This is a genomic window from Brevibacterium sp. FAM 27836 (genome assembly GCF_051351055.1).
GTDB lineage: Bacteria > Actinomycetota > Actinomycetes > Actinomycetales > Brevibacteriaceae > Brevibacterium.
Genome location: NZ_CP195711.1, coordinates 1,853,441 through 1,878,427, shown reverse-complemented (window position 1 = coordinate 1,878,427; position 24,987 = coordinate 1,853,441). Strand labels below are relative to the sequence as shown.

Sequence of the window (24,987 nt, the reverse complement as noted above, 5' to 3'; positions counted from 1 at the left end):
GCCGTGTCCTCAGCGGACGATCTGCGGCGCTGGCGAGCGCGTCCATCTCAGCAGCACGACGATTCCGCAGATGAAGAACACGATCCCCGAGGCGACCAGTCCGGTGACGATGACGCCGATATCGCTGCCCAAGTCGACGTCGTCGACCGGTTGGGTCGGTGCCGTCCCCTCGGGGTCGATGAGGACCGTGATCGTATCGCCCTCGTCGAAATCATCGAAGCCGTCCTTGCCGCGGTAGATGAGCGGCTCGGCGACCGGACTGCCGTCGGTGCGCTCGAGGGTGTAGGTGTGCGTGTAGGCCTTCCGAGACCGGGACGAACTCGAGTCGTGCCGGGTCTTCACCTCGACCTTGTGGTCGACGACGACCACCTTGGTGACTTCGCCCGACTGTGACAGGGCCACATCCTCGGCGAGCATCACCGTGCCGATGAGGGCGATTGCGACGACCGGACCGGTGTACCAATATGCCCATGCGCTGCCCATGATCATGCGCATCGCCAAAGTGACTCCGACGAAGACGAGGACCCCGAGGACGATGGTCAGCAGCTGCGCGGACGGAATCAGGTACCCGAGCGCGAAGACCGCCCCGGTGCCGATGAGGAAGACGGCGCCGACGATGACGATGCTCAGCGGGTTCCGGCTGCCCCGATTCCGACGTCGGTCCCTCACGCCGCCATTCCTTTCCTTCCGGCGCTGTCCATCCGGGCACCGCTCATCACTGCGGCATGTTGACGAACCGGGACTTCGCGCCCTGGAACGCCACAGGGATGTCCATCGTCGGACCGGCACGGTGCTTGGCGACGATGATGTCGGCCTCACCGGCACGTTCGTGTTCCTTGTCGTACATGTCCTCACGGTGGATGAGCAGCACGAGGTCCGCATCCTGCTCGATCGAACCGGACTCACGCAGGTCCGAGATCATCGGCCGCTTATCGGTGCGCTGTTCGCTGCCGCGGTTGAGCTGAGACAGCGCGATGACAGGAACCTCGAGCTCCTTGGCCAACAGCTTCAGCGACCGGGAGAACTCCGAGACCTCCTGCTGACGGGATTCGACGCGCTTGCCCGAGGACATCAGCTGCAGGTAGTCGACACAGACCATCTTGAGATCGTGCTGCTGTTTGAGGCGGCGACATTTCGCGCGGATCTCGGTCAGCGCCATGTTCGGCGAATCGTCGACGAACAGCGGGGCACTGTTGATGCGGGCTTCGGTCGCGGCCAGGGTCGTCCAGTCGTGTGGGCTGAGCTCGCCACGACGCAGGTTCTGCAGCGGAATCTCCGACTCTGCGGAGAGCAGACGCATGACGAGTTCGTTCTTTCCCATCTCGAGTGAGAAGAACACAGCGGCCTGATCGTTGTGGATCGCGGAAGAGCGGATGAAGTCGAGCGCCAACGTCGATTTGCCGACGCCGGGGCGGGCGGCGATGACGATCATCGTGCCCGGGTGCAGACCGTTGGTGAGGTTGTCGAATTCGACGAAGCCGGTGGGCACGCCCGCGGTCTGCCCGTCGGTGTTGCCGTTGCGCTCGATCTCCTGAGCCACCTCGCCGAGGATGTCGGAGAGGATGACGTAGTCCTCGGTGGTATGACGTTCGGTGACCTTGTAGATCTCCGCCTGTGCGGAGTTCACGACGTCGTCGGTGTCGCCTTCGGCGTCATAGCCCATCTGCACAATGCGGGTGCCGGCCTCCACGAGGCGGCGCAGCACGGCCTGTTCGCTGACGATCGCGGCATAGTAGCCGGCGTTGGCCGCGGTCGGAACGGAGGAGATGAGAGTGTGCAGATAGGCGGCACCGCCGACGCGGGCGAGGTCGCCGGTCTTCGTCAGGTGGTTCGCCACTGTCACCGAGTCCGCGGGTTCGCCGCGGGAGTAGAGGTCGAGGACCGCCTCGTAGATGGTTTCGTGAGCGGGCTTGTAGAAGTCGTCGCCCTTCATCGTCTCGACGCAGTCGGCGATGGCGTCCTTCGACAGAAGCATCGCACCGAGCACACTCTGCTCGGCCTCGACGTCCTGCGGCGGGGTCCTCAGACCGTCATAGCCCTGGTCGTTGCTCAATCGTGTTCCTCTTCCTCACAGCCTCGTCTTCGCCCACCCCATGTGGTGCGCTCCAACTGTACCCGGCCACCGCTGCGACCGGACACCGACCATGGTAGGTCCCGGCACGGACATGATCGTGTCCGCCGGCTCCGACGGACACCCTCACCGAGGCGGCCCACCGTGACCCGGCGAGCCGCCTCGGTGACGGTGCGGACTTCTCAGTCCCGAGCCCGCCCGGCCGTGGCCACGGAGTGCAGGATCGGCTTCGTCAGCTGCAGTCCGGCACGGATGATGACGATGCCGACGACGACGGTCAGCAGGATCGTGAGGAACGTGACCGGTTTGAATACGAGCGCCGCCCCGGCCAGGGGCAGCACGAGCAGCAGACCGAGCCCTCCGGCCAGCAGCGACACCCAGATCGCCGGTGCCATGACGGCCCGCACGAGTGCGCGGTGGATGAGCTGGGGGTCGACGCCTGCGGCGAAGAGGTCGGAGAAGGTGTCGGCCCTGTCGTGGATGTCAGCGACCTGGTTGATCACCGCCGAGACGGCGATGAGCACGATCGCGATGCCCATGACGAGCAGCACTCCGGTGAAGAGGTCGTGGAAGAGGTGGATATCGCTCTCTCTCATCCCTGACTGCGGGTCATCGGCGGTGTCGAGTCCGAGCTGCATGAGGGCCACGCCGGACCCGCACACGGCCGCGGTGAAGGCGGCCATCGCCAGTCCCGAGACCCGACGCCAGAACCTCTTCGGCTCGTCGGAGACGAGACGGGCGGCGATGAGACGTTCAGGGGTGGCCGCGCGGTTGCCGCTGAGGTGAGCGAACCAGCGGACGAGAAGTCCGCCGACGAGGTCGACGACGATGAGACCGAGCGCGAAGAAGCCGACCACTGCGGCCAGAATGACTCCTACGCCGAGGCCGCCGCTCTGGGTCAGTGCGTACACGACCGGCAGCAGACAGATTGCCAGCACCGTGACCACGACCCGGCCCACGGGGAACTTCCGGTCCAGGCTCTTCGTCCGCACACCCAGCGGGGAGACCGCGACCTTCCGCAGCCCGATGAGCGCCGAACCCGCACAGACGAGGACGAGTCCGGCCACCACTGTGAGGACGAGCCAGGCCGGCATGAGCATGTTGTCGTACCCGATGGGCCGGCCCATGAAGTGGATGAAGCTGACCGGCAGCGCCAGGCCCAGGTAGCCGACCACGCCGAGAACGATCCCGACCAGGGCGGGAATGAGAGGTTCGGCCACGGCAAGTGCCGTGATCTGTCTGCGTTCGGCTCCGAGCAGCGACATCGTCGACAGACGTTCGTCCTGGCGGCGGGCCGACAGGGTGGCCGAAGCCGAGGCCAAAGTCGCCGCGGGGATGATCAGCAGTGCCGTGGCCAACGCGGCCAGGGTCTTGTACATGATGTCGAATCCCGCTTCGGCGGGGTCCGGGTTCGGTGGGATCTGGAAGAACATCCAGGCACCCGCCGCCACCGTGAGGAACAGTGTGGCGCAGGCGAAGAAGGCTGCTGCCACGAGCACGGAAGTCGGCGAGGTCAGCGACCGACGCCCGAGCACGAGGGAAACGGTGCGAAATGAAGTGGACAAGGGATCTCCTCTCAGGCCCGGGTCAGTGTCGGGGAAGCCTGCGCGGCCGCCTCGGCGGGGGTCCGGTTCTCGGGCTCCGCCTCGGTGACTCGGCGGACGAGGGGGCGTGTGAACTGCAGACCCAACCACACCATCGCCACTCCGGCGACGAGGACGATGGTGACGACGCCGATGGTGAAGGGATCGCCGAGGTCGCCGGCCGAGGCCATGAGACCGGCGAGCAGTCCTCCGAGGAGCAGGGAGACGACGGTGACGAGGAGGATCGGGGACATCACCGCGTTCACGGTCACCCGGTGCATCATCGCCTGCGGCATCCCGGCGGCGTGGAGCTCGCGGTAGGTGCCGGCCCGGTCGAGGATGTCTGCGGCCTGATTGATCGTGGCGGAGACGATGACGAGGGCGAAGGCGATGGCCAGGGTGAGGAGGAGGCCGGTGAAGATGTCGTCGCCGAGGTACTGGTACGGGCCCATGACGGCGCGCTCCTCCGCGGTGAGGTCGCCCTGACCGCTGCGCATCATCGCGGTGCCCGCCCCGCCGACGACGGCGATGAAGGTGATCATCGCCAGCCCGGCGACCCGCTGCCAGTACTGTCCGGGGGCGTCGGCGATCATTCCGGCCGCCATCACCGAGGCGGGACCGCGTGCGATCTTCGCCGTGATCCCCGCGTGGATGCGGATGCACAGCACCCCGATGACGCTGATGAGCAGGAGGGCAAGACCGATTGTCGCAATGCTCGAGATGATGGTGGCCGTGACCGCCATTTCGACTTGGGTGGAGACGAAGACGGCTGTGGCCACGACGAGGACGAGCACGATGGCGGTGATGACCCGGAGCAGCGGGAACTTCCGCTCGAGGGATCGGGTGCGCACTCCCAGCGGGGAGACGGTGATCTTGCGCAGGCCGAGCAGTGAGGCCAGCAGGCAGACGAGGACGAGACCGATCACGACGGCGGCGAGCAGCCAGACCGGCATGAGCAGAGACTGGTATCCCAGGGGCTGGCCGGTGAAGGTCACGAGGCTCAGCGGCCAGGCGAGCAGCAAGTAGCCACCAATGCCCAAGACGATGCCGATGGCGGCGGGGATGAAGGGTTCGGCGACGGCGATGAGGCGGATCGTGCTGCGTTTCGCGCCGAGCAGTGACAGCGTCGAGAGGCGCTCGTCCTGGCGACGTGCGCTGAGTTTCGCCGAGGCGACTCCGAGGCTGACCGCGGGAACGATGAGGAAGACAGTGGCGAAGACCGCGAGGAGTTGGTAGAGCTCGGCGACCTCAGAGTAGCCGGTGACTTCGGGGCGGTCGGTGAACGCCCAGGCACCGGCGGCGACGGTGAGGAAGATCGTCGAGCAGGAGAAGAAGGCGATGCCCACGAGCTTCGCCGTCGTCGAGGTCAGGGACTGTCGGGACAGGAGGATGGGAAGGAGATTCATCGGTGCCCTCATCCGTGGTTCTGGACTCGGGGCTGGTGGGCCGGGGCCTGGTGGGTGGTGCCCTGTAGTGCGGAGTCGGCGACGATGCGACCGTCGGCGAGCCTGACGATGCGGGAGCAGCGGGCGGCGACGTTCTCATCGTGGGTGACGACGACGAGGGTGGATCCCCGACCCGTCGTGGAGTCGAGCAGCTCGGTGAGCACCTCGGCGGAGGTGCGCGAGTCGAGGGCGCCGGTCGGTTCGTCGGCGAACGTGACGACAGGCTGGGTGACCTGGGCGCGGGCGATCGCCACTCGTTGGGCCTGCCCGCCGGAGAGCTGTCCGATGCGTTTGTTGACGTGTTCGGCCAGGCCGAGGCGATCGAGCCAGGCCCGTGCATGCATGGTGGCATCCGAGCGGTTCATTCCGGCGAGCATGGCGGCGAGCGCGACATTGTCCAGGGCGGTGAGCTCGGGCAGGAGCAGTCCCTGCTGGAAGACGAAGCCGAAGACTTCGCGGCGCAGGGCCGTGCGACCGGACTCCTTGAGCGAGGTGATGTCCGCGGCCGCGCTGCGGTCGGTCGGCGAGAGGCGGATGCGACCGTCATCGGGATGGATGATGCCGGCCAGACAGTGGAGGAGGGTGGTCTTGCCCGAACCGGAGGGCCCCATGATCGCCAGGGATTCGCCGAGTCCGATCGTGAGGTCGACGCCGGCGAGCGCATAGGTCTGATTGAAGTGCTTGGTGACGCCGCCGGCAGTGATGATGGAGGGAAGATGCTGTGCAGGGGTCTGTGAAGAAGTCATGTCTCTATGCTCTCTCCCGGGCACTGTGTCGGCCATGAAGTCATCCCACAGGTGGAGAGGGGAAAACCCAACTTCTGTTGAAGGAAAGCCGAAGTCGGGTTCGGGACTTGATAATCTCCTCACACCACGTCATCGTCTGAGCAGACGCAAGCCTTGCCACCGGGGAGCCATCATGAAGATCAACTGGACATCCATCTTCGTCACCGATCAGCAGAAGGCCTTGGACTTCTACACCGACAAGCTCGGCTTCGTGCTCAAACACGACATCGACATGGGCGGTCCCCGATGGCTGACCGTGGTCTCTCCGGAGGAGCCGGATGGGGTCGAGATCGTCCTCGAACCCAATTCGCACCCCGCGGTGGCACCCTTCACCGAGGCGCTCGTGGCCGATGGGATCCCGATGAATCAGTTCGCTGTCGACGACGTCCAGGCCGAGTACGAACGCCTGAAGAGCCTCGGAGTGACGTTCATTCAGGAGCCCGCCACGATGGGTCCGATCACCACGGCCGTCCTCGACGACACGGTCGGCAATCTCATCCAGCTCGTCCACCAGGCCGACGGCGCTTGACGCCGAGCACGTACGGGGTCAGCAATGCCGCACTCGGCAACCGCGCGTCCCTGAGTTCATCGGACAGCTCTGTCCAAGTCGCCGTCAGAACCCGCCCTGTTCTGAGCTCACCCCGGCAGCAGCACGATGACGGTGTGGATGAGGAGGCCGACGAGGGCGCCGATGACGGTGCCGTTGATGCGGATGTACTGGAGGTCGCGGCCGACGTAGAGTTCGATGCGTTCGGCGGCTTCCTTCGCGTCCCACCGTTCGATGGTGTCGGAGATGACGCTGGCGATTTCGGGGCCGAAGCTCTCGGCGAGGTCGCCGGCCGTGGTCGCGATCCGATCGTCGATCCGGCGGGAGAAATCCGAGTCGGACTGCAGCCGGTCGGCGAATTCACCGATGAGCTGCCAGATGCGGGCGCGCACTTCACCGTCACTGTCGATGATCGCCTCGCGCAGCAGCGCCTTGAGCGAGGTCCAGATCTCGAGCACCGATTCGATGACCCCGTCCTGGCTGAGCAGGTCGTTGATGATGACCTCGGCTCGCTGTGACAGCGAGGTCTCGGAGTCGAGGTCGTCGGAGAGGTCGACGAGCCAGGCGTCGAGGGCCTGCCGGGCTTTGTGGTATTCGTCGTCGCGGACGTTGGCGACCCAGCCGAGCACCTCACGCTGGAGCCGGTTCGCCAGCTGTTCGTTGACGAAATCGGGTACCCAGGACGGTGCCCGGTTGTGAACGATCTCGTCGATGACCTGCGGATTGTCGCGCAGCCAGGTGTACGCCTCGGCGATGATGAGGTCGACGAGTTTGTGGTGGGCTCCGTCGAGCACGATCTGGCGCAGCAGCTGTGCCAGCACCGGTGTCTTGCGGGTCGCCACGAGCCTGGGAATGATGACGTTCCTGGTCAGTGCCGCGATCGAGTCATCGTCGATGCGCGCGAGCACGTACTCGAGCCCGCCTGCGGCACGGTCGACGACGATGTCACGGTTGCCCGGTTTGGCCAGCCATTCTCCGACCCGGTGGGAGACCTCGGCGGATCGGATCTTCGTCGACACCGCCTCGGCGTGGAGGAAGTTCGCGGCGACGAACGCGGACAGGCTCGCGCCCAGGGTGTCCTTCTTGCGCGGGATGATCGCGGTGTGCGGGATCGGCAGGCCGAGGGGGTGGCGGAAGAGCGCGGTGACGGCGAACCAGTCGGCGATCGCGCCGATCATCGCGGCTTCCGAGGCGCGGGAGACGAAACCCCAGACACCGGTGTTGTCGGTGAAGAGGTGAGTGGACAGGAAGATGAGCGTGGCCAGGATGAGCAGCGAGAGCGCGAGTGTGCGCATCTTCTTCAGCCCGCGAGCGCGCTCCTGGTCTTCGGCCGTGAGCTCGGCCGGCCCGCCGGTTCCACCTGCCGCACCGAAGCGCGGAACGGATGGTGTCTTCTCGATCGACATCGTTACCCCCTGCTCAACGACTTTAGCGAAGCCACGGCCCTCAACCCGCATCCGCAGGCGGATTCGCACCTGGGAATTCGGCGGGGAGTCCGAGCGCCGGCCACATAACGCCCCGTTGACCGCACAACGCCCCGTTACCGACATAGCGCCCCGTTGCGCCGGGTGGTTGAGCCCCTGCCTGTAGGAGAAGAGCTCCCCGCGCGCCGTCAATCGGGTTAAAGTGCCACCATGGCCCGCCCCTTGACCGCCCGAGAACACAGTGTCGCGCTGTTCATCATCCGTTGTGCCACGACCTCTCCCGACGAATCGGACTACGCGAACTTCACTTCTCAGCAGCGAGACGCCTGGGACCCACCGGTGCCGATCACGGCCGAACAGAGACGGACCTGGGAGAACAGCCTCGGCGAGGTCCTGGTGACGAGTGAATGTGGTTGCGGCATCTGCCCGAGCATCGGCATGCGCCCCAGACATCGCACCGACGATGACAAGCGCAACGACCAGGGCGGCGACGGGGACTGGTCGGATCGCATCGTCCTCACTGCCGGTGTATCCGGGGCGATGCTCCTGCTCTTCATCGACGACGACATTCCCAGCTATCTCGAGTTGGCCCCGACCGATGACGAGCTGAGCTTCGCGGAGTTCCCCGAGCCAGAGTCGATCAGTATCTGATCAGAATCTCCAACTCGCCGAGGCGGCTCCGAGCCGCCGATGAACGCTAGGCTCGGTGGATGGAGTATTTCGAGGATCGTGAGCGGGCGGAATCCTTCGGCGAGGTGGCCCGAGACTACGACGCCTACCGGCCGAAGTATCCTGCCCCACTCATCACGGAGATCATGCAGGCGGCCAGGACGACCGCCGAGTCTCGCACGGGCGACCCGCGCATCCTCGACGTCGGTTCGGGCACCGGCATCCTCGCCTCTCAGCTCAGGGACGCAGGGGCTGAGATCCTCGCGGTCGAACCGGACACTGCGATGGCACAGGTCGCCAGGTCCAAGGGCCTCGAAGTGGAGATCTCGACGTTCGAGGAGTGGGAGGCACACGGCCGCATGTTCGACCTCATCAGCTTCGGACAATCCTTCCACTGGGTGGACCCGATTGCTGCTCTGCCGCGAATCCGCACCTTGCTCGAACCCGCGGGAAAACTGGCCCTGGCCTGGAACGATATCGAACCGAAGGGTGAGTTCCGCGACCGGCTCGATGCGATCTCCGCTCGTTTCCACGCCGAGGGCACGACCGCGAGTCTGGGTGCTGCACCGAATCCGAGGACTGCTGCGGACCCGAGCACGCCAGCGGATCCGGGCACGGCAGAGACCGCGGGCAACTTCGAAGCTGTCGAGCATCCGGCCCTCACACAGCTGCGCGCCTCCGGTTTCACGCCGCACGAATCCGTTTTCGTCGAAGACCTCTGGTATTCGAGGCACAATTGGCTCTCGATGCTGTTCACCTACTCGGCTCAGCTGACGATGGATCCGGTGAAGCGAGCGGTCATGCGCGAAGAGCTGTCGGCCGAAATCCCTGACGACGGGCTCGAAGCACGAAATGAAGCCCTACTGATCCTCGCTGGGGTCTGAAGATCTCCCGCTCGCACGCCCGACACACCCCGGCCAGGGGCTGAGCATCCCTCACCGTTCCCGCCACGCCGGACTCTTACCGCCACAACGCACCGGTGCAACGGGAGGCTGTGCGGCTGCCGAGGCGTTGTGGGGCTGGCGAGAGATTGTGCGGCTGCCGAGGCGTTATGCGGCTGCCGGGAGGTTGTGACGCTGCCGGGAGGTTGTGACGCTGCCGGGCCGGGGTGCTCCGCGTCCTGGCACGGGGCCGGTGGCGCGGTGGCGAAGCCAGACCCGTAGAGTGAGAGGGGTCTGGTCACCGCTGTCCTGCGCCGGGGGCCGCACGGGCTCTGCGCCACAGACTCAGCGAGACGACCGGATCGACACCATCAGCATCCGACCGTCAGGAGCAGTCGTGCCAGCTCAGCCCGCCGAGGCCACCATCTCCGAGATCACCGATCTCATCACTTTCGACACGACGAGCCGGGACTCGAACCTCCCGCTCATCGAACACGTCGAAGCCCGCCTCGAAGCCGCCGGCATCACCTTCCTGCGGATCCCGAATCCCGAGGGCACGAAGGCCAACCTGCTCGCCACCATCCCCGCCGCCGACGGCACGAAGACCGGCGGGGTCGTCCTCTCCGGTCACACCGATGTCGTCCCCGTCGACGGCCAGGACTGGTCATCGGACCCATTCGCCCCCGAGATCCGCGATGGAAAGTACTATGCCCGCGGCAGTGCGGACATGAAGTCCTTCGTCGGCGTCATCCTCTCCCGCCTCGAGTCCCTGGCGGCCGCGAAGCTGCGCGAACCCATCCACCTCGCCTTCTCCTATGACGAAGAGATCGGATGCGTCGGTGCGGTGTCCCTCGTCGAAGCGATCACCGAGGCGCAGCTGGCACCTCGCGGCTGCGTCGTCGGCGAACCCACGAGCATGCGCGTCATCCGCGGTCACAAGTCGATGAACGTCTTCCGCGTCGACTTCCACGGTGTGGCCGCTCACTCTTCGCTCACTCCCGAAGGCGTCAACGCCATCGCCTACGCCTCCGAGTTCGTCGCCTTCGTCCACGCGGTCGCCGCCGAATTCCGCACCGAGGGACCCTTCGACGAGGCCTATGTCGTACCGTTCACCTCGGTCACGGCGAACACGTTCAGCGGCGGCATCGCCGTCAATACGATCCCCGCCGAGGCGAGCGTGCAGTTCGAGTTCAGATCGCTGGGCTCGGTCGATCGGGAAGAGCTCATTGCCCGTTTCCGCGCCGAAGCCGAGCGCCTGGGTCGCCAGATGTCGGCCGAGAACGACACCGCCGGCGTCGACTTCACCATCGAAGCCGGTGCCCCCGGCTGCGAGACCCCCGCCGATGCCGACATCGTCGACCTCGCCGCGAACTGGGGCGGCATCGCCACCGATGACAAGGTCACCTACGGCACCGAGGCGGGGCTGTTCTCGAACGCGGGCATCCCGACCGTCGTCTGCGGGCCCGGAGACATCGCCCAGGCGCACGCTCCCGATGAGTTCATCGAACTCGAGCAGATCGCCGCCTGCGAGTCCTTCATCGACTCCCTCATCGCCGATCTCAGCACCGACTGAGCTCCCCGACGCCTCCCGCGGACTCAGTCGATGAACACTCCCACGACGAGGTTGATCGCCGTGGCGAGGATGACGGCGTTGAAGATGTAGGACAGGAGGCTGTGGCGCAGCACCACGGCCCGGATCTCGGTGGTCGACACACTCGTATCGGGCACTCCGAGGGACATGCCCACGGAGAACCCGAAGTAGAGGAAGTCCTGATATCTCGGCGGGACATCCGTGTTGAAGTCGATGCCCGCCGGCTCGTCACCGTCGAAGTATAAGAAGGCGTACCGGGCGGAGTAGAGCAGCTGCAGGCCGGCCCAGGACATGAACACACCGAGGAGGGCGATCGCTGCCGGCAGGGGTCCGGCATCGGATCCTCCCATGATGAGCAGACCGACGATGCCGCCGATGCCCAGCAGCTGGGCGACGGTGACGACGACCTCGTCGATGATGGGTCGGAAGTCCTCGCGCTTCGCATTCGCTTGAGTCGCCTCGGCGTCCATGGGCCACAGCACTACCGTGCCCAGGATGACGAAGGTCGTGGTGACAACGGTGATCCCGACGAGTGTCGCGAATGCGGCGGCTTCAACCAGCGCGATGACGACGCCGACGACGAGACCGAGGACGATCGAGGCGACCAATCGGTTGCCAGCGCTGATGAACAGCCTGTTCATGGACTCTCCGTTCGCTCATGCCGGTGATCGGCGGGCCACCCTTCCACTGTTGCACACCGGCCCGTCGGCCGGAAGCGAGGATCCCGAGACACCTGGTTCCCTTCGGTCGACCTTCGTGTTTGGATGGGAACACAGCCATCGAGGTCGAGGAGGCAGCATGGGATCCGAATTCAACGTCGGTGATCACGTGGGATGGAACTCGGAAGCGGGCGAGGTCTCCGGTACGATCACCAAGGTCCACACCTCGGATTTCGAGTACAAGGGGCACAACCGCCGGGCATCGCCGGACGAACCTCAGTACGAGATCCGCAGCGATAAGACCGACCACATCGCCGCGCACAAGGGCAGCGCACTTCACCGCATCGACAAGCGATGACCGACCCGACTCCCGCGGCAAGGGAATCCGAGTTTCTCACCATCGGGCATTCGAACCGTTCACTCAACGAGTTCATCGAACTGCTCACCCACACCGGCACCGAGGCGGTCGTCGACGTCCGCAAACTGCCCGGTTCGAAGAAGAATCCCTGGTTCAACGCCGACACCCTTGAAACCGACCTCGCCGACCACGGCATCGAGCTGCGTCGCCTCGAGGGGCTGACCGGGCGCCGACCCGTCAGCCGCACGGTTCCCTTCGAGACCAACGCCTGGTGGCAGAACCGCAGCTTCCACAACTACGCCGATCACTGCCTGTCCGAGGAGTTCCGTACGGACCTCGACACCCTCGTCGACTGGGGTGAGGACGTACGATGTGCGCTCATGTGCTCAGAAGCCGTGTGGTGGCGCTGCCACCGGAGGATCATCGCCGATCAGCTGCTCGGCCGTGGGCTCAAGGTCGCCCACGTGCTCGGCCATGACCATATCGATGCGGCCAAGCTGAGTGCGGGGGCGGTGCTCGATGAGGATGCACGCGTCACCTATCCGGCCGATGCCTGAAGGGCCGATCTGGTCCAACCGACGCCGCACGCTCCAGCGGACGCCGCAAACCCTGACAGACGCGCCGAGGCGGCACCTGAACATAGGTGCCGCCTCGGCGGTGGTGTGGGGAGGGTCGTGCCGGTCGGTACGGACCGGCACGACCCTCTCACCACGTCCGGATTAACGGATGGGGCCGATCAGGCCTTGCCGATGACCTCGAACTTGATCTTCGCGGTGATCTCGTCGTTGACGCGCACGACAGCGTTGTAGCTGCCCGGGGTCTTGACGTGCTCGGTCAGAGCGACCTGGCGACGATCGAAGTCGTGCCCGATTGCCGTCTGCAGCGCTTCGGCCACGAGAGCCGGGGTGACGGCGCCGAAGAGGCGACCGTTCTTGCCGGCCTTCATGTCGATGCGAGCCGTGGACGACTCGAGTTCGCCCTTGACCTTGACAGCCTCATCGTGGTCGGCGATCTGCTTGGCCTGACGGGCCTTGCGGACGGACTCGATGTGCTTCTCGGCGCCGGCGCTCCAGGCCGAAGCCCAGCCACGGGGCAGCAGCAGGTTGCGTGCGTATCCGGCACGAACCTCGACGACATCGCCGGCGGCACCGAGGCCGTCGACTTCCTGGTTCAGAATCACTTTGCGGTTAGGCATATTTCTTTCCCTCCGATCAGCGAGCTGAGCTCGAGTAGGGCAGAAGTGCCATCTCGCGGGCGTTCTTGACAGCCTTTGCGATGACGCGCTGTTCCTGCACGGTCACACCGGTGACGCGACGTGCACGGATCTTGCCGCGGTCGGAAATGAACTTACGGAGCGTAGCGGTGTCCTTGTAGTGGATGGTCGCCGCTTCGCCCTTCTTGAGCGGATTAGCCTTCTTCTTGATAGGCTTCCGGATCTCTGGCTTGGCCATGAGTATCTCCTGTTAACGAAATGTCTTCAGACGTGGATCAGAACGGGGGTTCGTCGGCGCCCGGGTTGCCCCAGCCGCCGTTTCCGCTCTGCGGGTTCGATGATGCCCACGGATCGTTGCCCGGTGCGTTGTTGCCCTGGCCGTAGCCGCCCTGGCGCTGACCACCCTGCTGGCTGCCCTGAGGGCCGCCCTGCTGGGGGTTGTTGCCCCATCCGGAGGACTGCTGGTTGCCGAAGCCGCCCTGCTGGCCGCCTCCGCCCTGGCCTCCGCCGAAGTTGCCGCCGCCGGAGAATCCTCCGCCGCCGGGGGTGTTCTTCGTCACCTGGGCGGTGGCGCGTCGCAGGCTGGGGCCGACTTCGTCGACATCCAGCTCCATGACGGTGCGCTTCTCGCCTTCCTTGGTTTCGAAGGACCGGGATTTCAAACGGCCCTGAACGACGACCCGTGTACCACGCTGCAGGGATTCGGCGACGTTCTCTCCCATTTCACGCCATACCGAGCAGCGCAGGAACAGGGTTTCCCCGTCCTTGAACTCGTTGGCCTGACGGTCGAAGATACGCGGCGTCGAGGCCACGGTGAAGTTTGCGACTGCAGCACCATTGGGTGTGAAGCGCAGTTCGGGATCGCTGGTCAGGTTCCCGACGACCGTGATGACTGTTTCGCCTGCCATTGAATGCTCCTTGAAGCGAGGTAGCTTAGATGCCTTACTTGGCGTCCGGGCGGAGGATCTTCGTGCGCAGAACGGACTCGTTGAGTCCGAGCTGACGATCGAGTTCCTTGGTCGTTGCAGGCTCGGCGTGGAAATCCACCACGACGTAGTAGCCCTCGGACTTCTTCTGGATCTCGTACGCGAAGCGACGACGTCCCCAGATGTCCACGTTGTCGACGGTGCCGTTCTCAGCCGGGACAACCTTGATCAGGTTGTTCACGGTGTCAGCCAGCGTCCGCTCTTCGAGGTCGTTGTCAAGAATGAGCATGAGCTCGTACTTACGCATATGTCACCCACCTCCTCTGGTCTTTGCGGCCATGGTCGGTCCATGGCAGGAGGGTATATGCATGTCCGTCCCGCTTCCGTGCTGGTCACGAAATGGGAACAGACCTCGCTAGTCTAGTCGACGCATCGGCGAGCTGTCATGTCCGTCCGCGTGGTCTTCCTTACGGCCTGCGTCCTGATGGTCCCCGTACCCTGCGTCGGCATCGGGCGTGGGCGGGTGTCGAGGTTCCTCCCCTCGCCGAGGCGGCCCCGCCGTCGCCGTGCGGCCGCGGATCCGTCGCCGGTAGAGGTTCTCCCCGGCCATGATGACGACGAGGACGAGGGCGAGGAGTCGCAGCAGGGCGAAGAGCGCGACGAAGGCGGGATCGAGGCCCTCGTCGAGTTCGTAGCCGGAGACATCGCCGAGTCGGATGCCGACGGCGAAGACCACCTCGGCGAGGGTCCAGACGATGAGCACCCACCAGCGGCGGATGGACAGGGCGACGAACGGCAGCAGCCACAGGCTGTCCCAGGGCATGAGGCCCGGTGCCAGAAGCAGGCAGCCTCCGATGAGCAGGCACGCGGACACGGCCGGGTCGAGGCCGGTGCGTCGCACCATGTGGAGAGCGGTGGCCACGGCGAGGATCACTCCGCCGCTGGCGATGATCCACAGTGGGGCCCACAGTGCGGTGTCGCCGAGGTCGGCCATGAGCAGGATCGAGGCGAAGGAGCCGCCGTCGACGGCATCGGAGTACCAGTGGATGACCCGGTCGACGGCCGTGCGGTCGATGACGAGCAGAAGCGCCGAGGTGATCATGGCCGCGGCGAGCATCATCCGCGGGTCCCGTGGCTGAAGTCCCCGTGCCGGGTGCGGCCCGGCCGCGGCGAGGGCGAGGAGGACGAGCAGAGCGAGCGGGTTGATGAATGCGGCGATGCCCAGCAGCACGCCGGCCGGCCAGCCGCGCGGAGGCAGCGGCGGAGAGCCTGTGAAGAGGACCATCGCCCAAATGCTCAGGGCTAGGGCGAGCGGGTCGAGTGTGGAGCCGAGGGTGAAGAGAATGAGCGGGGAGGCGAAGACCGCGATCAGCCAGGCGCGTTCGCGGGCGAGGACGAGCAGTCCCGCACCGAGGGCCGCGATCCCGGCGGTGTTGAGCAGGAGCACGACGACCATGAACAGTGAGACGTCGTTCGTGACCAGGTGGAGCAGGTCGACCAGGCGGGCCTCGAGTGGGGCCAATGCTCCCGCACCACCGTGCGAGCGGCCGAGCACTTCGGGATTGACGTCACCGGCGAAGGCCGTTGAGAGGGGTCCCGCGCACATCCTCGCCGAGGCGGCCGGCTGTTCGTATCCCGAGTTCAGACACGGACCCTGCAGTGCCAGGGCGAGGAAAGTGGTGACACCGAGGACTGCTGCGAAGGCGTACGCCTGGGCGCTGCGGAACCGGCGACCGGCGACACCGAGGTGAATGCCGACCGGACCGCCGAGCAGAGGCTCGGCGATCCGGGTACTGGGCTTCGAGGGCATGGCTAGAGGTTACTTGTCCTATCCATTGTCAGAAGGCTTGGGAACCGGAAGCTTCGGAGGTTTGGGCTCCTTGTCCTTGTCCTCTCCTCCGCCCCCGGAATCCTCGTCATCTCCGTTGCCTGAGTCGGACTTGCCGTCGTCCTTCGAGCCGTCCTTGCCGTCGGAATTCTCTCCGTCCTTCGAGCCATCCTTACCATCGGCGTCCTTGGAGCCTTCTTCCTTGCCCTTTTCGTCGTCCTTGGAATCCGAGTCCTTGTTCTTGTCCTTGTCCTCGTCGTCCTTCGGTGTCTCGATCGGAGCCTTGGTCTCCTTGCTCTTGTCTCCGTCGCTGTTGTCCGACGGAGCCTTCGGTGCGGGCTTGGGTTTCGGAGCCGCGGGAGCGTTGGTGTTCTTCGGCTTCGGCTTGTCAGGCAGTTCACCGCGCGCCGGGAACTGTTCGACCTTCTCACCCTGGAGGGCCTGCTGCATGTAGTCGGTCCAGACCTGCACGGGGAACGAACCACCGGTGACCTCACCGCGTCCGCCGTAGGCACCGATCGATTCCTGCTTGCCGTCGACTTCACGGTAGAGGACGACCGAAGTCGCAAGGTTCGGAGTGTACCCGGAGAACCAAGCCGCGGTATTCCCTGTCGTCGTACCGGTCTTGCCCGCTGCCGGGCGTCCGAGGTTCTGGGCGTAGCTGCCTGATCCGCCATTGACGACCTGGCTCAGAGCGTATGAGGTCTCAGCACCAACAGCCTTGTCGAAGACCCGCTTGCCCTTGGTCTCGGCCTTGTACACTTCCTTGTCCTCGGCACCCTGGTGGATCGTCTTGATCGAGTGGGTCTCGTGGTGAACGCCATTGGCTGCGAAGGTCGCATAAGCCGAAGCCATGTCGAGAGGCTTGACGCTCGGGGTGCCGAGCACGGTAGACGGATTCGCCGCATTCATGTCGAGCGTGCACCCACCGGTATTGCCCTCTTTCAGTTCCTTTTTAGTGCAGGCAGGACTGACTCCAGCTCGGGTAGCGGCATCGATCGTCTTGTCGGTTCCGATCTGGACGTTGAGTGCGGCGTAGGCGGTGTTGATCGAGGACTGGGTCGCCTTGAGCAGGCTCACGGGACCGTAGCTCGTATTGCCGAAGTTGTTCACCAGCCACGGCTTGCCATTGTTGTCGATCGACGTGGGGCTGGAGCCCGGGTAGGTATCGGTCAGCCGAACGCCGTTCTCCAGACCTGCCACGAGGGCGAATGGTTTGAACGTCGAACCCGCCTGCACATGGCTCTGCGTCGAGGCGTTGAACGCCTGATCGAGGTAGTTCTTGCCGCCGTAGAAGGCCTCGATTCCGCCGTTGTCCGGATCAATCGAGACGAGACCCGTCTGCATACCCTCCGGCTGCTGCTGCGGCAGTGTCTTGATGGCCTGCTCGGCTGCCTTCATCCGATCCTTGTCGAAGGTCGTGACGATGTTGTAGCCGCCACGGTCGAGCTGGGCTTCATCGATGTCGAGCTTCCGCAGTGCCTCGCGGCGGACGAAGTCCCACATGTAGCCCTTCTGGCCGGACAGCGAGGACTCCTTGTTCTGCTTCTCCACCTTCGGCATCTTGACCTTCGCGGCCTGCTCTTCGGTGATGAAGCCTTCGTCGACCATGTTCTTGACCACATAGTCGAAGCGGTCCTCGTAGGCCTCGGGATTATCCGAGGGGTCGGCGGCACCGGGACGCTGAATCATCGCGGCCAAGAGAGCGGACTCACTGACGTCGAGGTCCTTCGCCGATTTGTCGAAGTAGTTCTGTGCAGCCACCTCGACGCCGTAGGAGCGCCTGCCCAGGTAGATGGTGTTGAGGTAGTTCGTGAGGATCTCGTCCTTCGACTGCTGCTGGTCGATCTTGAGCGAGATGAACATCTCCTTGATCTTGCGATCAAAGGAATGCTCGTTCGTGAGGTAGAAGTTCTTCACGTACTGCTGGGTGATCGTCGAACCGCCACCCGCGTATTTGTTCGTCGCCACACCGACCACGGCTCGGGACAGACCCTTGATCGAGATGCCGCGGTTCTCGTAGAACGAGGTGTCCTCAGCGGCGATCGCGGCCTTCTGCATCGGCTCGGAGATCTCGTCGAACTCCACGGACTTGCGGTCTTCGACCTTGTACTGGCCGATGGGGGTCTTGCCGTCGCTGTAGTAGATCGTCGAGGTCTGACCGGTTGCCTCGAGGTTCGGCTCCGGGATGTCCGTCGCCGCATATCCGACAGCGAAGAGCACGCACAGCGCGATGACGAGGCTGAGCCCGCCGACGACGAGTACGCGAATGCTCGGCAGGAAACGAGTCCAGCCGCTCACACCCGCTCGCGGGTAGTTGAGCAAATTCTTCGTATTCCTGCCGATGTTCTTGGCTCTGTGTTGTCCCTTAGCCACCCAAGGTCCTCCAGGTCAGTCAGCCTGCCGCGATGCGTGGCGACGAGGTCCGAAAAAGGTCAAAGACGCCCCTCAGTCTGGCACGCCTTCTTTAGTAGAGGGTGAAAAAGTGCTGAGCCTCGTACCCTCCGATCGCGAGAGGTTACCGTACAGTCCACCGAGTAACCCGGCGCAGAGCATCTCACCAGGTATTTTACTTCACGGCATGATTTTCAACCATGACATGTGCGTGTTTGCTCACATTCAACAGGGAGTCAGGTTTTCGATGCGAGGAACCATCGAAAACCTGACTCCCTGTTGAACGGCGCGTTTGCACCACCGAGGCAGCCGGGGGCCAGGGGCGCGACCGACCGGAGTCAGCTCTTGAGGTCGAAGTCCGTATCCGCGTATTCGCTGCCCTCGACGGCGGGTTCGCCGCTGAACGGGTGGAGCTGGTCCTCGCGCGCCCGCAGCTCGACGCGTCGGATCTTGCCGGAGATCGTCTTCGGCAGTTCGGCGAACTCGAGACGGCGGATGCGCTTGTACGGTGCCAGATTCTCACGGCAGTAGGCGAGGATCGACCGTGCGGTCTCGGCGTTGGCCTCGAACTTGTCGGAGACGACGACATAGGCCTTCGGCACGGCCAGGCGCAGCGGGTCCGGCGAGGGCACGACGGCCGCCTCGGCGACGGCTTCGTGTTCGATGAGCACGCTCTCGAGTTCGAACGGAGAGAGTCGATAGTCGCTGGCCTTGAACACGTCATCGGCACGGCCGACGTAGGTGATGAACCCGTTCTCATCGCGTTCGGCCACGTCACCGGTGTGGTAGACACCGCCGGAGAAGGCTTCGGCCGTCTTCTCCTCGTTGCTCCAGTAGCCGCTGGTCAGGCCGATGGGACGCGGGTCGAGACGCAGGCAGATCTCGCCCTCGTCTCCTTCTTCGCCGGTGGCCGGGTCGACGAGCACGACGTCGAAGCCGGGCAGGGCCTTGCCCATCGAACCGTACTTGAGCTCCTGATCCGGCGGGTTGCCGATCTGCAGGGTCGATTCGGTCTGGCCGAAGCCGTCGCGGATGAGCACGCCCCAGTCGCTCTTGACGCGGTCGATGACCTCGGGGTTGAGCGGCTCGCCGGCGCCCAGGGCCTTCGTCGGAGGATTCTTCAGATGCTTGAGGTCGGCCTGGATGAGCATCCGCCACACTGTCGGAGGGGCGCAGAAGCTCGTCACACCGACCCGGTCCATGGTCTCCATCAGCGCGTTCGCGTCGAAGCGCGAGTAGTTGTAGAGGAAGACGCAGGCCTCGGCGATCCACGGAGTGAAGATGTTCGACCACGCGTGCTTGGCCCAACCGGGCGAGGCGACGTTGAGGTGGACGTCGCCCGGGGTCAGTCCCATCCAGTACATGGTCGAGAGGTGGCCGACGGGGTAGGAGACGTGCGAGTGAGCGACCATCTTCGCCTTCGATGTCGTGCCCGAGGTGAAGTAGAGCAGCAGCAGGTCATCAGCTCGTGAGCTGCCCTGCGGGTCGAAATCGGTGCTCTCCTCATCGGCATCGGAGTAGCTGTAGTCCTGCTGGCGGGTGGGCTCACCGCCGACGACGATGCGCACGACTTCGGATTCGACATCATCGAACTTCGCGGCATCCTCGGTGCCGGCGACGACGAACTCGGCCTTGCCGCGTTCGACGCGATCGGTCAGGTCGATGGGCCCCAGCTGCGTCGTCGCGGGCAGCAGCACGGCGCCGAGCTTGATGCCGGCGAGCATCGTCTCCCACAGTTCGACCTGGTTGTTGAGCATGACCATGACATGGTCACCACGCTTGATGCCGGCGCGGCGGAAGTGGTTGGCCACCTGGTTCGACCGGGCCGAGAGCTCCGCGAAGCTCCACTTGCCCTCGGTTCCGTCCTGTTCGACGATCCACAGGGCCGGGTTGTCATTGTTCTCCGCGACCTTGTCGAACCAGTCGAGGGCGAAGTTGAAGTGTGTGAAACGCGGCCATTCGAACTTCTCGCGGGCAGCGTCGTAGTCGCTGCGGAGCTCGATCAGCTGATCTCGGGCTGCTCTGAACTCGTCGGTCACCGTCATTGCTCTCTCCTCACACTATCGCCCACGCCACAGTCTGTGACGCCAAGCACAAATCTAGACGATTCCGAAGCTATCAGCACAGATCAGTCCGCAGATCAGCGGGGTCGGTCGAGAACTCGGCGCAGGCGGATCAGCAGGAGTCGGTCACTGACCGTGGTCTTCCCACCATGTGCGCAGCTCCGCCTCGGCGCGCTCGGGCCCGAGTGGTCCGTGCTCCATCCGCAGCTCGAGCAGATGCTTGTACGCGCGGCCCACCAGCGGCGATGGTTCGATGTCGAGGATCTCCATGATCTGCCGGCCGTCGAGGTCGGGACGGATCGACGCGAGTTCCTCCTGCTTGGCGAGGACGTCGATGCGCTCCTCGAGATCGTCATAGGCGAACGCCAGCCGGTCGGCTTTGCGCTTGTTGCGGGTGGTGACGTCGGCACGGGTGAGGATGTGCAGACGGGAGAGCATGGGACCGGCGTCGGTGACGTAGCGGCGCACCGCCGAATCCGTCCAGCCGGCATCCCCGTAGCCGTAGAACCTCAGATGCAGCTCGACGAGGCGGCCGACCGCCTTCGTCGTGTCCTTGTCGAAGCGCAGCGCCTTCATCCGTTTGGCCGTGAGCTTCGCTCCCACCGCATCATGGTGGTAGAAGGTCACGGCGCCTCCGGGCTGGAAACGGCGGGTGGCCGGTTTGCCGACATCGTGCATGAGCGCGGCGAAGCGGACGACGAAGTCCGGGACTCTGAGACGCTGCGGATCATCATCGGCCATGCCGGCTTCCGCCTGGGCCGCGGCATAGCGTTCTTCGAGTTCGATGGCCTGACGCAGCACGGTCAGCGAATGCTGGTAGACGTCCTTGTGCCGGTGGTGCTCGTCGGTCTCGAGCTGCAGTCCCGCCACCTCGGGCAGGACGTGGTCGGCGAGGCCGGTGCGCACAAGCAGGTCGATGCCGGCGGCCGGATCGATGCCGGTCATGAGTTTGACGAGTTCGACCTGGATGCGTTCGGCGGAGATGATGTCGATGCGTTCGGCCATCTCGGTCATCGCCTGCTCCACCTCGGAAACGGGGTCGAGCCCGAGCTGAGAGGTGAATCGCGCCGCGCGCATCATCCGCAGCGGATCATCGGAGAAGGAGTCCGCGGGCGCGCCGGGGGTGCGGATGCGCCCGGCGATGAGATCGTCGAAGCCCTGGTGCGGATCGACGAAGGTCTTCGACGGCAGGCGGATCGCCATCGCCCCGATGGTGAAGTCGCGGCGGACGAGGTCGGCGTCGAGGTCCGTGCCGAAGCGCACGGTCGGTTTGCGCGAATCGGACTCATAGGCTTCGGCGCGGTAGGTCGTGATCTCGATCTGCACACCGGACTTCACGGCTCCGATGGTGCCGAATTCCCGACCGATGTCCCAGTGCGTGTCGACCCAGTCGGCGATGAGCCCGAGGATGTCATCGGGGTGCGCATCGGTCGTGAAGTCGAGGTCGGGCATCGGACGGCCGAGCAGCGCGTCACGGACGGACCCGCCGACGAGGGCGAGTTCGAAACCGGCCGCGGAGAACCTCTGACCCAGCGGGCCGAGGATGTGTTCGAGCTCATCGAGCTTGTCGTGCAGTCGGGCGTGCGCGGTCTGCGGGTCCACCGAGCTCCTTCTCTTCCAGATTTCTGCTCTTGCCGGCTCAGACATGCCGCCCGGCCACAGGCGGAAGTTCCGATCCCCATAAGCCTACCGGGAGCCGGTGACACGGAACTTCCAAGATTCGCCTACTAAGGTAGGAGAATGACCACACCGATGCCCAAGCCGGGACCCAGGGCGTCCCGCCGCACCACGGTGGAGGAGATCTCCGCCGGTGGCATCGTCGTCGACTTCTCTCATCCGAAGCTGACCGTGGCCGTCATCGCGCGCATCAACCGGGCCGGCCGGATCGAATGGTGCCTGCCCAAAGGCCATCTCGAAGGCACGGAGACTCCCGCCGAGGCGGCCCGCCGTGAGGTGGAGGAGGAGACCGGGATCGCGGGACAGATCATCTGCCCGCTGGGCACCGTCGACTACTGGTTCACCGTGACCGGGATCCGGATCCACAAACTCGTCCACCATTTCCTCCTCCGTGCACGATCGGGGACCCTGACAGTGGATAATGATCCTGACCAAGAAGCGATCGATGCCGCGTGGGTGCCCTTCAACGACCTGCGTTCGCGACTCTCCTTCGCCAATGAGCGCCGCATCGTCGCCGCCGCCCGACCGATGGTGTCCCGACTGGAGCAGTGAAACCCATTCCCATCCGCCGCCTGCGATTCGTCACCGCCCTGCTGAGCACGCTCATGCTGCTCGCAGGGCCGGTTTTCGCGCTTCCGCTTCTGTCCGCATCCCCGGCAGCAGCCGATACTCAGGGCACCACGGAGGCGCAGACGTCCGATACACAGGCGGACAAGCCCACGATCACCCTCGACGAGGTCACACCCTGGGTCGATGAGAAGGGCACGCTCACGGTCCGCGGAATCGTCGCGAATCCCACCGACAAGGCGATCGAGAAGCCGACCCTGAGTCTGCAGATGTCGACCCGCAAGCTCGATTCGGAGTCCCGGCTCAGCGCCTGGAAGCGGGGAGGGTCTGAGCACCGCACCGTCGCCGACCTCGAACACGATGGACCGAAAGCCCGGAAGAAGGCAGAGAAGGACAAGAGCCCCGAGGCGGACAGCGACTCGGGGATCACCCTCGACACGCCGATCGAGGACACCGTCGATCCCGGCACCTCCGCCGAGTTCACCTTCACTGTCGAGGCCGACGACCTGGGCCTGAGCAAGTCCTCGCCCGTGAGTTCCTGGGGTCCGCGCGGTCTCGCCGTTCAGCTCGGCGACGGCACCGGACTGCGCGCCTCCGCGCTCGGCTTCACGACGTGGTATCCGACGCCGAAGTTCGACCAGACGAAGCTCAGCCTGCTCGCCCCGGTCACTCTGCCCGGACATTCCGAGGGCGGACTCATCCCCGCCGAGCAGCTCGACAAGGCCATCGCAGACGGCGGTTCGCTGTCGACGATCATGAAGCTGCTCGACCACAAGGAACTCGCACTCGCCGTCGACCCGAGAGTCATCACCTCCTTCGAAGCCGCGATCGCCGAACCTCCTCCCGCCGACGGCGAGGACTCGGAGCAGACCGAGGAGCCCGGCGACGAGGACGGTGAGCAGACCCAGACCCCACCGGTCGGAGTCGCTGAGAACGACGGCACCGGGGCCAGTGACGCCGAACTCAAAGCCGAAGAGGAGCGCCGCAAACGCCTCGACGCCTGGTACGAGGACTTCGTCTCCAAGGCACAGAAGCACACGGTCGTCGCCCTGCCCTTCGGCGATCCCGATCTCCACTCACTCCACGGCAGCAAGATCGACCGGCTCGGCTCCTTCGCACAGAAGCAGCGCGCGATCGTCAAGGATGTCTTCCCCGAAGCACGCACGGACATCGCCTGGCCCGTGGCCGGCAGCGCGACGAAGAGCGGACTGCGGGCGCTGAAGAAGTCGGGCAACTCCACGGCGATCCTCAGTGATGAGCAGCAGCCGTCGATCACCGGTATCCACGACGATGCTCATTCGCAGACGACGATCACCGACGATGGGGAATCGACGATCGATACACTGATCACCGATTCGAACCTCACGGACATGGGCACCGCCGCGATCACTTCCGAACATCCCGCCTCGGCGCTGTCCGAGCTCGTCGCCGAATCGGCCGCGATCCAATCCGAAGCCCCCTATCGCGCGCGCAACCTCCTGGTGCCCTTGCCGCGCACGGCCGCCTCGGCGGGGTGGGAGAAGACGGTCGAGGCACTCACCTCCGCGCCGTGGATCGCCCCGACCGGGGCCGACGAACTCCTCGACTCGCCGTCGGAGGCCCGCGGGCTGCTCCGCACCGATTCCGACGCTGCGCACATCCGCAAATCCACGGTGACGTCCCTGGCCCAGACCCGATCGAACCAGACGGGTTTCAACAGCGTCTTCAGCGACCGGAAGAGCGCGGACATCCGCTTGGATCGGGAACTGCTCAGCTGCACCTCGGCGGCGTGGACCCTGGATCCGAAGGCGAACGACTGCGCGGATAAGGCCCGGGACCAGAGCCGGAAGCTCATGGACAGCCTGCACCTGCGCAAGGGATCGTCCGTCCTCCTCGTCACCGGCGTGAAGACGACGATTCCCGTCACGATCGTCAATGATTCCCCCGCCGAGGCGACTCTGCGGATCCGAATGAAATCCTCCACCCCGCAGCTGCGGACCCAGGAGACGGAGACCGTGCAGGTTCCGGCTGCGGAGACGATGCGTGTCGACGTCCCCGTCGAAGGCCTGGCCAATGCCGATGTGCCGACCACGATCGAGATGGTCACCGACGATGGGGCCGTCCTGCCCAGGGATGAGTCGCTGCTTGTGCGGGTCCGCGCCGATTGGGAGAACATCGGCACGGCCGTGGCCGGATTGGCCCTGGCCGCGGTGTTCGTGATCGGCTTGATCAAGACGATCTCGCGCGGGCGTCCGAAGATCCCCGAGCAGCAGCTGGCCGACGCGATGGCCCGCGCCCAGACCGACGACCCCGAAAAGAGGTAGCGC

The 24,987-nt window shown here is 65.1% G+C and carries 23 protein-coding genes; 8 read left to right on the top strand and 15 right to left on the bottom strand.

Annotated elements, in window-relative coordinates:
* Positions 1–9: 9 nt before the first annotated feature.
* The 5 genes from ACSE4D_RS08490 to ACSE4D_RS08470 all read right to left on the bottom strand — a co-directional run bounded on the left by ACSE4D_RS08490 (position 10) and on the right by ACSE4D_RS08470 (position 5,845).
* Complete coding sequence (locus tag ACSE4D_RS08490; protein WP_436327069.1) at positions 10–669, bottom strand: hypothetical protein; 660 nt, start codon at positions 667–669, stop codon at positions 10–12.
* Between the two features lie 46 nt (positions 670–715).
* The gene (gene dnaB / locus ACSE4D_RS08485; RefSeq protein WP_436327068.1) at positions 716–2,053 is read right to left on the bottom strand and encodes a replicative DNA helicase; all 1,338 of its coding nucleotides are present in this window, start codon (positions 2,051–2,053) and stop codon (positions 716–718) included.
* A 200-nt stretch (positions 2,054–2,253) separates the two neighbouring features.
* Positions 2,254–3,636 (bottom strand): FtsX-like permease family protein, encoded by a 1,383-nt coding sequence (locus ACSE4D_RS08480; protein WP_436327067.1) that lies wholly within the window; start codon positions 3,634–3,636, stop codon positions 2,254–2,256.
* 11 nt (positions 3,637–3,647) lie between these two features.
* Positions 3,648–5,060, bottom strand: a complete 1,413-nt coding sequence (locus tag ACSE4D_RS08475; RefSeq protein WP_436327066.1) for an FtsX-like permease family protein — start codon at positions 5,058–5,060, stop codon at positions 3,648–3,650.
* A gap of 8 nt (positions 5,061–5,068) precedes the next feature.
* On the bottom strand, positions 5,069–5,845 hold the full coding sequence (locus ACSE4D_RS08470) for an ABC transporter ATP-binding protein (protein WP_436327065.1): 777 nt from the start codon (positions 5,843–5,845) through the stop codon (positions 5,069–5,071).
* Between the two features lie 172 nt (positions 5,846–6,017).
* Here ACSE4D_RS08470 and ACSE4D_RS08465 point away from each other — a divergent pair, with 172 nt between their 5' ends.
* Complete coding sequence (locus tag ACSE4D_RS08465) at positions 6,018–6,413, top strand: VOC family protein (protein ID WP_436327064.1); 396 nt, start codon at positions 6,018–6,020, stop codon at positions 6,411–6,413.
* Between the two features lie 107 nt (positions 6,414–6,520).
* On the opposite strand, the gene ACSE4D_RS08460 is transcribed toward ACSE4D_RS08465, so the two are convergent.
* On the bottom strand, positions 6,521–7,837 hold the full coding sequence (locus tag ACSE4D_RS08460) for a DUF445 domain-containing protein (RefSeq protein WP_135537726.1): 1,317 nt from the start codon (positions 7,835–7,837) through the stop codon (positions 6,521–6,523).
* Between the two features lie 228 nt (positions 7,838–8,065).
* Between ACSE4D_RS08460 and ACSE4D_RS08455 the strand changes: the two genes are divergently transcribed.
* The 3 genes from ACSE4D_RS08455 to argE all read left to right on the top strand — a co-directional run bounded on the left by ACSE4D_RS08455 (position 8,066) and on the right by argE (position 10,978).
* Positions 8,066–8,506 (top strand): hypothetical protein, encoded by a 441-nt coding sequence (locus ACSE4D_RS08455; protein ID WP_436327063.1) that lies wholly within the window; start codon positions 8,066–8,068, stop codon positions 8,504–8,506.
* 59 nt (positions 8,507–8,565) lie between these two features.
* Positions 8,566–9,408 (top strand): class I SAM-dependent DNA methyltransferase, encoded by an 843-nt coding sequence (locus ACSE4D_RS08450; protein ID WP_436327062.1) that lies wholly within the window; start codon positions 8,566–8,568, stop codon positions 9,406–9,408.
* A 394-nt stretch (positions 9,409–9,802) separates the two neighbouring features.
* Positions 9,803–10,978: an acetylornithine deacetylase gene (argE, locus tag ACSE4D_RS08445; RefSeq protein ID WP_436327061.1), complete on the top strand. Its 1,176-nt coding sequence runs from the start codon at positions 9,803–9,805 to the stop codon at positions 10,976–10,978.
* Positions 10,979–11,001: 23 nt separating this feature from the next.
* On the opposite strand, the gene ACSE4D_RS08440 is transcribed toward argE, so the two are convergent.
* The gene (locus ACSE4D_RS08440; protein WP_436327060.1) at positions 11,002–11,637 is read right to left on the bottom strand and encodes a DUF1345 domain-containing protein; all 636 of its coding nucleotides are present in this window, start codon (positions 11,635–11,637) and stop codon (positions 11,002–11,004) included.
* Positions 11,638–11,794: 157 nt separating this feature from the next.
* Between ACSE4D_RS08440 and ACSE4D_RS08435 the strand changes: the two genes are divergently transcribed.
* Together ACSE4D_RS08435 and ACSE4D_RS08430 are read left to right on the top strand one after the other, a co-directional pair.
* Positions 11,795–12,013 (top strand): DUF2945 domain-containing protein, encoded by a 219-nt coding sequence (locus ACSE4D_RS08435; protein WP_135537721.1) that lies wholly within the window; start codon positions 11,795–11,797, stop codon positions 12,011–12,013.
* Complete coding sequence (locus ACSE4D_RS08430) at positions 12,010–12,570, top strand: DUF488 domain-containing protein (RefSeq protein WP_436327059.1); 561 nt, start codon at positions 12,010–12,012, stop codon at positions 12,568–12,570. The genes ACSE4D_RS08435 and ACSE4D_RS08430 overlap by 4 nt, the downstream gene beginning before the upstream one ends.
* Before the next feature lie 179 nt (positions 12,571–12,749).
* On the opposite strand, the gene rplI is transcribed toward ACSE4D_RS08430, so the two are convergent.
* The 8 genes from rplI to ACSE4D_RS08390 all read right to left on the bottom strand — a co-directional run bounded on the left by rplI (position 12,750) and on the right by ACSE4D_RS08390 (position 22,039).
* A complete protein-coding gene (rplI, locus tag ACSE4D_RS08425) occupies positions 12,750–13,208 on the bottom strand; it encodes a 50S ribosomal protein L9 (RefSeq protein WP_135537719.1) in 459 nt (152 codons plus the stop codon).
* 16 nt (positions 13,209–13,224) lie between these two features.
* Positions 13,225–13,464 carry a 30S ribosomal protein S18 gene (gene rpsR / locus ACSE4D_RS08420; RefSeq protein ID WP_135537718.1) on the bottom strand — a complete coding sequence of 80 codons (240 nt, stop codon included), beginning with the start codon at positions 13,462–13,464 and terminating at the stop codon, positions 13,225–13,227.
* Positions 13,465–13,501: 37 nt separating this feature from the next.
* Positions 13,502–14,134: a single-stranded DNA-binding protein gene (locus tag ACSE4D_RS08415; protein ID WP_135537717.1), complete on the bottom strand. Its 633-nt coding sequence runs from the start codon at positions 14,132–14,134 to the stop codon at positions 13,502–13,504.
* 34 nt (positions 14,135–14,168) lie between these two features.
* Complete coding sequence (gene rpsF, locus ACSE4D_RS08410) at positions 14,169–14,459, bottom strand: 30S ribosomal protein S6 (RefSeq protein WP_025779601.1); 291 nt, start codon at positions 14,457–14,459, stop codon at positions 14,169–14,171.
* Between the two features lie 108 nt (positions 14,460–14,567).
* Complete coding sequence (locus tag ACSE4D_RS08405) at positions 14,568–15,962, bottom strand: hypothetical protein (RefSeq protein WP_436327058.1); 1,395 nt, start codon at positions 15,960–15,962, stop codon at positions 14,568–14,570.
* A gap of 18 nt (positions 15,963–15,980) precedes the next feature.
* A complete protein-coding gene (locus tag ACSE4D_RS08400; protein ID WP_436327057.1) occupies positions 15,981–18,356 on the bottom strand; it encodes a transglycosylase domain-containing protein in 2,376 nt (791 codons plus the stop codon).
* A gap of 356 nt (positions 18,357–18,712) precedes the next feature.
* Positions 18,713–20,419: an AMP-binding protein gene (locus ACSE4D_RS08395; protein ID WP_426936906.1), complete on the bottom strand. Its 1,707-nt coding sequence runs from the start codon at positions 20,417–20,419 to the stop codon at positions 18,713–18,715.
* Between the two features lie 144 nt (positions 20,420–20,563).
* Positions 20,564–22,039: a CCA tRNA nucleotidyltransferase gene (locus ACSE4D_RS08390; RefSeq protein WP_426936905.1), complete on the bottom strand. Its 1,476-nt coding sequence runs from the start codon at positions 22,037–22,039 to the stop codon at positions 20,564–20,566.
* 138 nt (positions 22,040–22,177) lie between these two features.
* Between ACSE4D_RS08390 and ACSE4D_RS08385 the strand changes: the two genes are divergently transcribed.
* Both ACSE4D_RS08385 and ACSE4D_RS08380 read left to right on the top strand, forming a co-directional pair.
* The gene (locus tag ACSE4D_RS08385; RefSeq protein ID WP_135537714.1) at positions 22,178–22,666 is read left to right on the top strand and encodes an NUDIX domain-containing protein; all 489 of its coding nucleotides are present in this window, start codon (positions 22,178–22,180) and stop codon (positions 22,664–22,666) included.
* Positions 22,663–24,984, top strand: a complete 2,322-nt coding sequence (locus ACSE4D_RS08380) for a DUF6049 family protein (protein WP_436327056.1) — start codon at positions 22,663–22,665, stop codon at positions 24,982–24,984. The genes ACSE4D_RS08385 and ACSE4D_RS08380 overlap by 4 nt, the downstream gene beginning before the upstream one ends.
* The last annotated feature ends 3 nt before the right edge of the window (positions 24,985–24,987 follow it).